Source organism: Microbacterium sp. NPDC055665 (assembly GCF_053618035.1).
In genome coordinates, this window is sequence record NZ_JBSHGY010000005.1 from 20,265 (window position 1) to 32,734 (window position 12,470).

General features: G+C 68.0%; 13 protein-coding genes. All 13 read right to left on the reverse strand.

Annotated elements, in window-relative coordinates; genetic code table 11:
* Positions 1–8: 8 nt before the first annotated feature.
* Positions 9–2,519: a phenylalanine--tRNA ligase subunit beta gene (pheT, locus tag ACWGO6_RS13185; protein ID WP_136041685.1), complete on the reverse strand. Its 2,511-nt coding sequence runs from the start codon at positions 2,517–2,519 to the stop codon at positions 9–11.
* A complete protein-coding gene (gene pheS / locus ACWGO6_RS13190) occupies positions 2,519–3,559 on the reverse strand; it encodes a phenylalanine--tRNA ligase subunit alpha (RefSeq protein WP_136041686.1) in 1,041 nt (346 codons plus the stop codon). The genes pheT and pheS overlap by 1 nt, the downstream gene beginning before the upstream one ends.
* 42 nt (positions 3,560–3,601) lie before the next feature.
* A complete protein-coding gene (locus tag ACWGO6_RS13195; RefSeq protein ID WP_136041687.1) occupies positions 3,602–4,504 on the reverse strand; it encodes an amino acid ABC transporter permease in 903 nt (300 codons plus the stop codon).
* A complete protein-coding gene (locus ACWGO6_RS13200; protein WP_136041688.1) occupies positions 4,501–5,148 on the reverse strand; it encodes an amino acid ABC transporter permease in 648 nt (215 codons plus the stop codon). Before ACWGO6_RS13200 ends, ACWGO6_RS13195 begins: the two co-directional genes overlap by 4 nt.
* Positions 5,149–5,228: 80 nt before the next feature.
* Positions 5,229–6,143, reverse strand: coding sequence for a glutamate ABC transporter substrate-binding protein (locus tag ACWGO6_RS13205; RefSeq protein ID WP_136041689.1), 915 nt, complete (start codon positions 6,141–6,143; stop codon positions 5,229–5,231).
* Positions 6,144–6,193: 50 nt separating this feature from the next.
* On the reverse strand, positions 6,194–6,940 hold the full coding sequence (locus ACWGO6_RS13210; RefSeq protein WP_376107961.1) for an amino acid ABC transporter ATP-binding protein: 747 nt from the start codon (positions 6,938–6,940) through the stop codon (positions 6,194–6,196).
* Between the two features lie 256 nt (positions 6,941–7,196).
* Positions 7,197–8,159, reverse strand: coding sequence for a TAXI family TRAP transporter solute-binding subunit (locus ACWGO6_RS13215; protein ID WP_136041690.1), 963 nt, complete (start codon positions 8,157–8,159; stop codon positions 7,197–7,199).
* Positions 8,156–9,532, reverse strand: a complete 1,377-nt coding sequence (locus ACWGO6_RS13220) for a sensor histidine kinase (protein WP_136041691.1) — start codon at positions 9,530–9,532, stop codon at positions 8,156–8,158. The genes ACWGO6_RS13215 and ACWGO6_RS13220 overlap by 4 nt, the downstream gene beginning before the upstream one ends.
* A gap of 3 nt (positions 9,533–9,535) precedes the next feature.
* On the reverse strand, positions 9,536–10,207 hold the full coding sequence (locus tag ACWGO6_RS13225) for a response regulator transcription factor (protein ID WP_136041692.1): 672 nt from the start codon (positions 10,205–10,207) through the stop codon (positions 9,536–9,538).
* A 35-nt stretch (positions 10,208–10,242) separates the two neighbouring features.
* Positions 10,243–11,055, reverse strand: coding sequence for a TrmH family RNA methyltransferase (locus ACWGO6_RS13230; protein ID WP_136041693.1), 813 nt, complete (start codon positions 11,053–11,055; stop codon positions 10,243–10,245).
* An 84-nt stretch (positions 11,056–11,139) separates the two neighbouring features.
* Positions 11,140–11,526 (reverse strand): 50S ribosomal protein L20, encoded by a 387-nt coding sequence (gene rplT, locus ACWGO6_RS13235; RefSeq protein WP_029262486.1) that lies wholly within the window; start codon positions 11,524–11,526, stop codon positions 11,140–11,142.
* Positions 11,527–11,557: 31 nt separating this feature from the next.
* Positions 11,558–11,752 carry a 50S ribosomal protein L35 gene (gene rpmI, locus ACWGO6_RS13240; RefSeq protein ID WP_017828564.1) on the reverse strand — a complete coding sequence of 65 codons (195 nt, stop codon included), beginning with the start codon at positions 11,750–11,752 and terminating at the stop codon, positions 11,558–11,560.
* A 72-nt stretch (positions 11,753–11,824) separates the two neighbouring features.
* Positions 11,825–12,451 carry a translation initiation factor IF-3 gene (gene infC / locus ACWGO6_RS13245; protein WP_136041694.1) on the reverse strand — a complete coding sequence of 209 codons (627 nt, stop codon included), beginning with the start codon at positions 12,449–12,451 and terminating at the stop codon, positions 11,825–11,827.
* Positions 12,452–12,470: the final 19 nt, after the last annotated feature.

The window sequence follows — 12,470 nt, forward strand, 5'->3', positions numbered from 1 at the left end:
GAGGAGGATCAGTCGCGCAGCGCGGCTCCGAAGCGCTCGGCTGCGACCTCGACACCTGCGAGCTTCGCTGCGGTGGCCTCAGCTGCCGTGAGTGTGCGGTCGCCGGAGCGGAAGCGCAGCGCGAACGTCAGACTCTTCGAGCCCTCCGGCACGCCTTCGCCGCGATAGTCGTCCACCAAGCGCACCGATTCGAGCAGCGCGCCCGCGCCCTCGGCGAGTGCGGCCTGCACGTCGGCGGCCGGCACCTCCGCCGGCAGCGTCAGCGAGACGTCCTGCGTGGCAGCGGGGAACGTCGAGAGCGATGCCGCGACGACCCGGCCACCCGCGAGCGTCAGGAGGCGGTCGAGGTCGAGTTCGAGCACGGTCGCGCGCCCGGGGAGATCGGCTCCCTCGGCCACGGCCGGGTGCAGCTCGCCGACGTAGCCGACCTCTTCGCCGGCGACACGCAGCGACCCGGTACGACCCGGGTGCAGGGCGGCGCGCTCCGCCTGCACGACATCGATCTCGACACCGGCGGCGGCCGCGATCACCCGCACGGCGTCCAGCGCCTCGACGAGTCCTGCCGCCTCGGCCGGACGGCCGGGCTGGCGCGGTGCGACATGACCCGTCAGCAGCGCCGAGATGAACCGGAGCTGCGGCGGGATCGAGGCGTTCAGTGCCGCGAGCGTCTCGTCGGAGGGGCGCTCCCCCAACGGCGGCACCTCGTCCGTGCCGTATTCGACGCCCGGCTCGGGAAGGAACACGGCGCCCGTCTCGAAGATCGCGAGGTCGGTGAGTCCGCGCGAGATGTTGCGGTGCGCGGTCTGCAGCAGTCCGGGGATGAGCGAGCGGCGCAGGAACGGCGCCTGCCCGTCGAGCGGGTTCGCCAGGCGGATGCTCGGCAGGTGCTTTCCCGAGGCGGAGCCGTGGAGGTCGTTCTGCGCCTCTGTGGTGAACGGGAACGACGGCGTCTCGACCAGTCCGGCGGCGGCAAGGGCGTCGGCCACGCGGCGACGGCCCTGCTGGTGAGCGGTGAGCCCACGGCCGGACGGCGGCGTCGGCAGCACCGAGGGGATGCGGTCGAGACCGTGGATGCGGGCGACCTCTTCGGCCAGCGTCCACTTGTCGGTGAGGTCGGGGCGCCAGGTCGGCGGGATGACGGTCCAGCCGGAGCCGTCTTCCGCCGCGGTGACGTCCGCGCCGATCGTGGTCAGCGCACCGGTGATCTCGTCGTCGGTGTAGTCGACGCCGATGAGTCCCTGCACGAAGCCGGCGGGCAGCTCGATGTCTGCGACGAAGACCTCGGCGAACAGCGCACCGCCCTCTTCCGTGAGCGTGCCTCCGGCGAGCTCGACCATCAAGTCGGCAGCCCGGCGCGCGGCGACGAACGGGATGAGCGGGTCGACGCCGCGCTCGAAGCGCTTGGATGCCTCGCTCGGGAGCTTGTGCCGACGCGCCGTGCGGGCGATCGTGATCGGGTCGAAGTTCGCGGCCTCGATGAGCACGTTGCGAGTGGTGTCGCTCATCTCCGTGGTGCCGCCGCCCATGACGCCGGCCAGGCCGATCGGGCCGGACCCGTCGGTGATGAGGAGGTCTTCGACGTGCAGCGAGCGCTCCACCCCGTCGAGGGTGGTCATCTTCTCGCCCGGGGTGGCGCGGCGGACAGTGATTCCCCCCGTCAGCTTGTCGAGGTCGTAACCGTGCAGCGGCTGACCCAGCTCGAGCATCACGTAGTTGGTGATGTCGATCAGGACGCCCAGCGAGCGCATGCCCGCGAGGCTGAGCCGCGCGATCATCCAGGGCGGAGTCGGGCGCGAGGGATCGACATCCCGCACGACGCGGGTCACGAACTCGCTCGCGCCGACGCGTCCCCGCACGGGGGCGACGTCGTCGACCACGGTCGTGTGTCCGGTTCCCGGCTGGAGCTCAGCGAAGTCGCGCTCGGCGGGGTCACGGAACTCCGCCCCCGTGGCGTGTGCGTACTCACGGGCGACACCGCGCAGGGAGAACGCGTAGCCGCGGTCGGGAGTGACGTTGATCTCCACTGCGACGTCGTCGAGGCCGAGCAGCGCGATCGCGTCGGTGCCGACCGGCGCATCGATGCCGAGGTCGGAGAGCACGATGATGCCGTTGTGCTCGTCACCCAGGCCCAGTTCGCGCGCGGAGGCGATCATGCCGTCGGAGACATGACCGTAGGTCTTGCGCGCAGCGATCGGGAACGGCCCCGGGAGCACCGCGCCCGGCAGCGTCACGACGACCTTGTCGCCGGCGACGAAGTTGTGCGCGCCGCAGACGATCCCGCGGATGCCGCCGTTCGCCTCGCCCACATCGACCTGGCACCAGTTGATGGTCTTGCCGTTGGACTGCGACTCGGCCTCGATCGAGACGACCTGCCCGACGACGACGGGACCTGCGATCTCGAAGCGGTGCACCTCCTCCTCTTCGAAGCCGACCGTCACCAGCGCCGCGAGGACATCCTCGGGCGTGGCATCCGCTGCCAGATCGACGTACTCACGCAACCACGAAAGCGGGACGCGCATCACACCACCATCCCGAACTGCTCGCTGAATCGGACATCGCCCTCGGCCATGTCGCGCATGTCCTGCACATCGCTGCGGAACATCAGGCCCCGCTCGATGCCCATGCCGAACGCGAAGCCGCTGTACACCTCGGGGTCGATCCCGGCCGCGCGCAGCACGTTCGGGTTGACCATGCCGCAGCCGCCCCACTCGATCCAGCGCGCGCCACCCTTGAAGGTCGGGTGCCACAGGTCGAGCTCGGCGGAGGGCTCGGTGAACGGGAAGTAGTTGGTGCGGAAGCGCGTCTCGGCCTCGGGACCGAAGAGCTGCTTCGCGAAGTGGTCGAGCGTGCCCTTGAGGTGCGCCATCGTGATGCCCTTGTCGATGACGAGTCCCTCGAACTGGGTGAACACCGGCAGGTGCGTGGCGTCGAATTCATCGGTGCGGTATACGCGCCCCGGGCACAGCACGTAGATCGGCACCTCGCGGTCGAGCATCGAGCGCACCTGCACCGGGCTCGTGTGCGTGCGCATCACCAGGTGACGCGAGGTCGGGTCGACGTAGAAGGTGTCCTGCTCCTGACGTGCCGGGTGGTCGACGTCGAAGTTCAGGGCGTCGAAGTTGAACCACTCGTGCTCGAGCTCCGGTCCCTCCGCGATCTCCCATCCCATGCCGACGAAGATGTCGCAGACCTGGTCCTGGAGGAGCGTGAGCGGGTGCCGGGCGCCGACCCGCGTGCGCGAGGGCACAGCGGTGATGTCGACACGCTCGGCCTCGAGACGCGCAGCCACCTCAGCGGCGGCCAGCTCTGCCTCCTTGGCCGCGAGCGCCTGCGTCACCTGCCCGCGTCCCTGGCCCACGAGCTTGCCGAATGCGGCCTTGTTCTCGGGGGCGACCTGGCGCATCGAGGCGTTCAGGACCGCGAGCGGCGAACCCTCCGCGACGTGTGCGGCACGAGCCGCCTTCAGCTCGGCGGTGTCTGCGGCTGTGGCGATCGCCGCGAGGGCGTCGGCGACAGCGGCTTCGACCGCTTCCGGGGTGATTTCAGGAGACTCTGACACGAGAATCGAGTCTACCGGGGGCGCGCGGCTCCCTTTCGCGGCTCAGCGCTGCGCCTCAGGCCCGTCGCCCTGCAGCACGATGAGGGAGGTGTTCGTCTCCCCGCCGTGCTGTCGGGGATCCGGCACAGCCGGTCCCGCCTTCGGCGAGCGCTTCGCCCGACGCTGCAGGCGGTAGGCGACGTAGGAGAGGAGCAGACACACGGCCACGTACATCGATCCGCCGATGATGGCGGCGGGGATCAGCGGGGAGCCGTACGGCGCCTGGTTGCCGATCTGGTTGATGACGTAGAGCAGCTCCTGATAGGTGATGATGAACCCGAGCGCGGTGTCCTTCAGGGCGACGACGAGCTGCGCGATGATCACGGGCATCATGGCCCGCACGGCCTGCGGGATCAGGATGAAGTACATCACCCCGGTCTTGCGCAGTCCGATCGCATACCCGGCTTCCGCCTGCCCGCGAGGCAGCGACTCGATGCCGGCGCGCAAGACCTCGGCGAGCACCGAGCCGTTGTAGACGATGAGCGCGATGACGACCGCCCAGTACGGCGGCATCTTCACACCGAGCACGGGCAGGCCGTAGTACAGCAGCATCATGAGGATGAGCACGGGCACCGCTCGCAGGACCTCGATGATCCAGCGCACGGGCTCACGCACCCAGGCGTGCTCCGAGAGACGACCGATGCCGAGCACGAAGCCGAGGATGATCGAACCGACCCCCGCGGCGCCGAAGGCGGCCAGCGTGGCCAGCAGACCTTCGCCGAAACGGACCCAGACGGCGGAGAACGTGAAGATGTTCCACTTCTCGGCGGTGAACTGTCCGGTGGCGAACAGCCGCCATACGACCCAGCCGAGCACGGCAAGGACGACGACGACCGTCGCGACTCCGATGAGACGGTTGCGGGCGACGGCACGGGGGCCGGGGACGTCGAACAGGACGGAACTCATCGCGCGATCCTCCACTTGTTCTCGAGCGTGCGCTGCACCCATGCGAGCAGCAGCACCAGCACCACGAAGATGACCATGACCCACAGCAGGACGACGAGGGCGTTCTCGCCGCGCTCGCTCAGTGCGGCGCGGATGGTGCCGAGGTTGACGACCGAGAATCCGGCCGCCACCGTGGTGTTCTTCATGAGGGCGATGAGGACGCTCATCATCGGCGGGACCACCGAGCGCGTGGCCTGCGGCAGGATGACGTAGCGCATGACCTGACCGAAGTTGAGGCCGATCGCCCGCGCCGCCTCGGCCTGCCCGACCGGCACCGTGTTGATACCGGCCCGCAACGCCTCGGCGACGTAGGTCGCGGTGTAGAGACCGAGCGCGATGACGGCGAGCAGCAGGGCGTTCACCCGCTCGCCCAGGAGGATCGGCAGGCAGAACGCGAAGAAGAACATCACGAGGGTGAGCGGGGTATTGCGGATCCAGTTCACGTAGACGCCGCCGACCGCCCGGGCGATCGGCACCGGGGACACCCGTGCCGCCCCGACGATCAATCCCAGCACCAGGGCGATGAGACCGCCGCCCAGGAACAGCACGATCGTTCCCCACAGTGCTTCACCCCAGAGATCGAGGTGGTCGCTGATGACTCCCACGGCTGCTCCTGTCGATTCGTGTTCTCGCGACGATCCTGCTGATGGATGGGGCGGCCGATGGTGTCGGCCGCCCCATGCGATCAACCGATCGGGTCGACCTCGGGCTGCTCGGCTTCGACGCCGGAGGCGCCGAGGTTGTTGTCGAAGATCTGCTGCCAGATGTCGCCACCGTCGGTCAGCTGCGTGTTGAAGTACTCGGCCAGCGCGTCATCACCCTTGGCGAGGCCGATGCCGTAGCGCTCCTCACTGAACGGCTCGCCGACGACCTTCAGCTTGTCCGGGTCCTGTGCCGCGTAGCCGATGAGGATCGCCTCGTCGGTCGTGACGGCATCCACCTGCCCGTTCTTGAGGTCCTCGACGCACTTCGAGTACGTGTCGTACTCCTTCGTGGGAACGTCCGGGTAGTTGGTGTTGATGTTCTGGATCGGCGTCGAGCCGGTCACAGAGCACACCGTCGTCGAGTCGCTCAGGTCGTCCACGCTCTCGATGTCGCTGTCGGCACCGACGAGGAGACCCTGTCCGGTCAGGAAGTACGGCCCGGCGAAGGCGATCTGCTCCTTGCGCTTGTCCGTGATCGAGTAGGTGCCGACGTAGTAGTCGATGTCGCCGTTCACGATCGCCTGCTCGCGGTTCGCCGAGGCGATCGCCGTGAATTCGATCTTCTCCGGGTCGACCCCGAGGGAAGCAGCCATCCAGCGGGCGATGTCGACGTCGAAGCCGGTGCGGTCACCCGTCACCGGGTCGAGGTATCCGAGACCCGGCTGATCTTCCTTGACGCCGACCTTGATGGTGCCGGAGGACGAGATCCGATCGAACGTCGGGCTCCCGTCGATGCTGACATCCTCGAGGACGGTCCAGGGCGTGCTGGAGGTCTCCTCCTCGCCGCCGTCTTCCGGGGCTCCCGAGCTCGACGGCGTGCCGCTGTTGCAGGCCGTGAGCGCGAGCAGTGCCACCGCTGCGATTCCGATGCCTGCCAGTGTCCGTGTGCGTCGCATGTGCGTCTCCTTCGTGTGCTGTGTGTGCAGGGTCTGTGTGGTCGGGTGCGTCAGTGCGTCAGGAGCTTCGACAGGAAGTCCTTGGCACGGTCGCTCTTCGGGTTCGTGAAGAACTCCTCGGGAGTCGCCTCCTCCACGATTCGCCCGTCGGCCATGAAGACCACTCGGTCGGCGGCCTTGCGGGCGAAGCCCATCTCGTGCGTGACGACGATCATGGTCATGCCCTCGTGGGCCAGCTCGACCATCACGTCGAGGACCTCGTTGATCATCTCGGGGTCGAGCGCGCTGGTCGGCTCATCGAAGAGCATGACCTTCGGCTGCATCGCGAGCGCCCGGGCGATCGCCACACGCTGCTGTTGGCCGCCGGAGAGCTGCGCGGGGAGCTTCGATGCCTGCTGGGCGACGCCGACGCGCTTGAGCAGCATCATCGCCTCGGCCTCGGCATCCGCCTTCTTGAGGCCACGGACCTTGATCGGTCCCAGGGTCACGTTCTCGAGGATCGTGAGGTGGGCGAACAGGTTGAACGACTGGAAAACCATGCCGACATCCGCACGGAGGTGGGCGAGGCCCTTGCCCTCGGCGGGCAGCTCCTTGCCGTCGATGCGGATGGTGCCGCTGGTGATCGTCTCGAGTCGGTTGATCGTGCGACACAGGGTCGACTTGCCGGAGCCGGACGGGCCGATCACGACGACGACCTCTCCCGAGTTGACCGTGAGGTCGATGTCGGCGAGAGCTTGGAAATCTCCGTAGTGCTTCTGGACGTTCTCGACCACGACGAGGGGTGTATCAGAGGTCATCATTTCTCCAAACTAGCCACGTCGGACGCGGGTCTCCAGGCGCCTCGGTGAGATTTACACGTTCGTAATCACCTGATCGCGGTACCAATGCTGCTCTGCACGGGTACCCCACGGCCCGCCCCCACGGGCCGCGGGATCGTCCTGCGGCCTCGCCCCCCAGCGACAGCGGAGCTGCAGGATCCGATCGCTCGCGATCGACCTCACATTGGCAGAGCCACGGGCCCGGTGTCAGACTTCTTGAGGATTTCTTGAGAAGTCAGCCGCGCAGGTCGCGGTAATAGTCGACCGCACCCGGATGCAACGGGACGGGTCCCGTGAAGATCGCCGATCGGCGGTCCAGCAGAGCGGCGGCAGGAACCTCCCCCGCGATCCGCAGACGGGCATCGAAGAGTCCGGTCAGAATGTCACGCACGATCCCGCGCGGGGTCGACGACGCGGTGACGAGGTAGTTCGGGACGGCCATCGTCGGCGCCGAGGCCGCGATGCCGTAGGTGCCGGCCGGGACATCGGCGGGACGATACGCATCCGAGTAGCGGTCGTTCACCTCGTTCACCCAGTCCTGCTCGATCGGGAGCAGGCGCACGGCTGTCGTCTGCGAGAGGGCGGCGATTCCCGGCGTCGGCAGCCCACCCACCCAGAAGAACCCGTCGATCTCCCCGCGCTCCATCGCCGCGATCGACTCGCCGAGGTCGAGCTGAGGATCCTGAAGAGATCCGACGTCGACGCCCGCGGCATCCAGAACCCGTGCGGAGATCACGTTCACTCCCGAGTTCTCCGCGCCGAGGGAGACCGTCCGCCCCGCAAGATCCGGGAGGCTCGTCACATCGGAGTCGCCGCGCACCACGACCTGCACGTACTCGTCGTAGAGACGCGCCAGAGCCCGCACTTCGAGGGGCGCGTCGAAGGCACCGGTTCCCGCCACGGCATCAGCTGCTGCGTCACCCTGCGCGAACCCGATCAGGGCTTCGCCGGAGTCCACGCGCAGCAGGTTGTCCACGGATCCGGCCGTCTCCTGCCCGACGACACGGATATCCAGGTCCGCAGAGAGCTCGTCGGCGAGATGGCTGCCGTACTCGTAGTAGACGCCCGTGGAACCGCCGGCCGCGATCGCATACTCCGCGTCGGTCCACTCGCTCGCACGCTGACTGCAGGCGACGAGCGTCCCGAGGAGCACGAGCGAGAGGATTCCCGCCACCATCCGTCGCACCGCGGCCATCATGGGGTCGTCCTGTCGGGAAGCAGCAGCACGACCTCGAGCCCGCCGCCCTCGGCCGCAGCCACCGTCAGCTCGCCGCCGACCGTCGCCAGCAGGTCGGTCGCGATCGCGAGCCCGAGTCCGGTGCCCGGCGTGTCCTCGCTCTCGGCGCTCCGCCAGAATCTGTCCGTCGCAGCCGCAGCCTGCTCGGCGGTCAGCCCGGGACCATGATCGCGGACCGTGATCCGGCAGACGCCTCCCTCGCGACGCGCCCCGATGTCGATGCCGGCGCCATCCGGCGAGAACTTCACGGCATTGTCGATCACGGCGTCCAGCGCGCTCTCCACGACCGTCCGGTCGGTCACGCTCATCACCGTCCGCTCACCCGTCGAGCGCAGGGCGATCCCGCGCCGTTCCGCGACGTCACGCCAGGCATCGAGTCGGCGCGCGGACAGCGTCGCGAGGTCGACCGCGGAGACCGTGGAGTCCACACGTCCGCCCCGTGCGAGGCCGAGCAGCGTCTCGAGGATCCTCGTCATCCGACGGCCTTCCTCCCTCGTCTCCTCCACATCATCGCGCCACTCCCGTCCGAGCCCGGTCGCGAGGTGCTCCACGCGCAGGAGCAGAGCGTTGAGCGGGTTGCGCAACTCATGCGAGGCGTTGAGCGCGAACTCCTGCTGGCGCGTCATGACGCGCTCGATCTGATCGGCCATGCCGTTGAAGACCCGCGCCATGCGGCGGAGTTCCGGTGGGCCGGCGTCTTCGGCGACACGCGCGTCCATCTCGCCTCGCTCGATGGCCACCATCGCCTCGTCGAGTCGTCTGACGGGAGAAAGGACCCACCGGGCGAGCCGGAAGACGAGCAGCACACCCAGGGCGATCAGCACCAGCGCGATGGCGGAGATGACCAGCAGCTGCTGCATGATCGCGGCCCGCGGGGCATCGGCATCTCCGGCGACCAGCACCGCACCGATCACGTCGCCATCGTCGAACACCGGCTCCGCCAGCGCGGCATCCGCCACTGTCCAGGGGAACACGGCCGCGGGTTGCTCGGCGCGTCGCCCCGAGAGCGCCAGCCGCACCCGTTCCGCGTCGTCCTCCGCGAGCACGGCCGAGCCGGACTCCCCCGCAGCCCACGGCGCACCTCCGAGATCGAACACCGTCACCTCGATCCCGTACACCTCCTGAAAGCGGTCGACCTCGGCGTCGATCACCGCCGAACTGCCGGAACGCAGCGACTGACGCGCGCTCGTGACGAAGTAGCCGAGGTCGCCGAGCTGTTGGGCGTAGAAGGACTGCTGCACGCTCTGTGCCGCACTCCATCCGGCTGCACCGCCCAGCGCGACCAGGATCGCCACGAGCGGTACGAGGAAGACGATGACGAGACGCCGACGCATCGCTCAGGCCCCCACGAGGCGGTAGCCGACTCCGCGCACGGTCTCGATCACACCGCGAGACCCGGTCTTCTTCCTGATCGCACCGACGTGCACCTCGAGCGAATGCCCGAAGCCCCGCCAATCCGTGTTCCACACCTCGCGGATGAGACGCTCCTTGGGGACCGCCACGCCGGGATAGCGCGCGAGCACCGCGATGATGTCGAACTCCTTGCGGGTGAGCTCGATCGGCGCACCGCCGACCAGCACCTGCCGCCCGACGAGGTCGATCTCCAGCGATCCGTCGAGGAGCCGCACGCGCGCGTCGGACTCCGGGAGCATCGGTCGCGAACGCCGGGTCACTGCCTCGATCCTGGCCAGGAGCTCGTGCACGTCGTAGGGCTTCACGACGAAGTCGTCGGCACCGGCGCGCAGTCCCTTGATGCGCTCGGCGACCTGGTTTCGCGCGGTCACGATCATGATCGGAACCTCGGAGCGGGCACGAATGCGACGACACAGATCGACGCCGTCCATATCGGGAAGGCCCAGGTCGAGGAGCACGACCTCGGTCTCGGCCCCGACGAGCTCCAGCGCCGTCGTCCCGTCGGACGCGCGGACCGTCGCATAACCGGACCTCGCGAGGAACGCTTCGAGCGCCGCAGCGACTCGGTCGTCGTCTTCGACGATCAGAATCCTCATCGACCCCGCTACCCGCTTCCTCCGTCGGTCGGCCGTCAGCCGACCGACGCCGCCCGCTGCGCGAACGCGCTCTCGTACAGGCACACGCTGGCAGCGGTGGCCAGGTTGAGAGACTCGGCCTTGCCGAAGATCGGCAGCCGCAGCACCCGGTCGGCGAGACCGAGAGCCTCGTCTTCCAGACCACGCGCCTCGTTGCCGAAGAGCCATCCGGTCGGCTCCGCGAGCACGCCCTCGGCTCGGGCCTCCAGCAGGTCGTCGCCCTTCACATCGGCGGCGAGGATGCGCAGACCCGCTGCGTGCGCGCGCTTCACGACATCGTCGAGGTCTCCCCCGACCGAGACCGGGAGGTGGAACAGCGAACCGGTCGTGGCGCGTACGACCTTCGGGTTGTAGGGGTCGACGGTCCGGCCGGTCAGCACGACGGCGTCCGCTCCGGCCGCATCGGCCGCCCGGATGATCGTGCCCAGGTTCCCGGGGTCGCGCACCTCTTCGCAGATCGCGACCAGACGCGGCGAGGCGTCGAAGATGTCGCGCACGGAGGTCGGCGTCTGCTGGACGACCGCGACCAGCCCCTGCGGAGTGACCGTGTCGGCCATCGCGTTCAACACGTATTCCGTGACGTACTCGACGTCGATCTCGGCGTCGACGGCCTTCGCACGGATGTCGGGGTGCTTCTCCCACCCGTTCGGCGTCGCGAACAGCTCGACGATCGCCTCCGGACGATACGTGAGCGCCTCACGCACCGACTGCGGGCCTTCCAGAAGGAAGAGGCCCGTCTCGGTTCGCGCACTGCGCTTGGTCAGCTTCGCGACGGCACGGACTCGGGGCGAACGGGGGTTCTCCAGCACGTTCACAGTCTAGGGTCACCGTGGGCGCCGGATACGCGAAACGGGCGCCTCCCCGAAGGAAGACGCCCGTTCAGAGCGAGATGCTTACGCAGCCGACTTCGGTGCGTTGACGTCGGAGGGCAGAGCCTTCTTCGCCGTCTCGACCAGCGTCGTGAACGTGGCAGCGTCGTTGACCGCGAGGTCGGCGAGCATGCGACGGTCGACGGTGACACCCGCGAGGCCGAGGCCCTGGATGAAGCGGTTGTACGTGATGCCGTTCTGGCGAGCCGCAGCGTTGATGCGCTGGATCCAGAGGCGACGGAAGTCACCCTTGCGCTTGCGACGGTCACGGTACGAGTAGACCAGCGAGTGGATGACCTGCTCTTTGGCCTTGCGGTAGAGGCGCGAACGCTGACCGCGGTAACCCTTTGCGCGCTCGAGGATGACCCGGCGCTTCTTGTGGGCGTTTACTGCCCGCTTGACTCTTGCCATTTTCCTGTGTTCCTATCGTGCGTCGGGCGCGTCAGCGGCCGAGAAGCTTCTTCGCGACCTTGGTGTCAGCCTTCGAGAGCACCTGGTCCTGGTTCAGACGACGGGTGCGACGGCTCGACTTGTGCTCGAGGTTGTGGCGCATCCCGGCCTGCTGCTTCTTCAGCTTTCCGCTGCCGGTGATCTTGAAGCGCTTCTTAGCACCCGAGTGGGTCTTCTGCTTCGGCATCTTCTCTTCCTTCGTATGGCGCCTTCTCAGGCGACGGTGTCAACCCGCGGTGCGGGAGTTCTGGGGGCGGATCTACTCCGCGGCAGCTGCTGCCGGTGCGTCGGCATCGCTCTTGGCGTCGCGGGAGGCCTGCTTGTTCGCTGCGCGCTGTGCGTCGCGAACCGCGTTCTGCTCCTGCTTGGCCTCGGACTTGCTCTTCAGCGGAGCAACAATCATGACCATGTTGCGTCCGTCGATGGTCGGGTTCGACTCGACCGTTCCGAGCTCGGCCACGTCTTCGGCGAACTTGCGCAGCAGACGCACACCCTGTTCAGGACGCGACTGCTCGCGACCACGGAACAGGATCATGGCCTTGACCTTGTCGCCGGCCTTGAGGAAGCCCTCGGCACGCTTCAGCTTGGTCGTGTAGTCGTGAGCCTCGATCTTCAGACGGAAGCGGACTTCCTTGAGGATCGTGTTCGCCTGGTTGCGGCGCGCTTCCTTTTCCTTCTGGGCGGCCTCGTACTTGAACTTGCCGTAGTCCATGATCTTGACGACGGGCGGCTTCGAGTTGGGGGCGACCTCGACGAGGTCGAGATCGGCTTCCTGCGCGAGGCGCAGCGCTGCCTCGATGCGGACGACGCCGATCTGCTCACCCGCGGGGCCGACGAGGCGGACCTCGGGGACGCGGATGCGCTCATTGGTACGGGGATCGCTGATGCGGAACTCCTTAGACGAT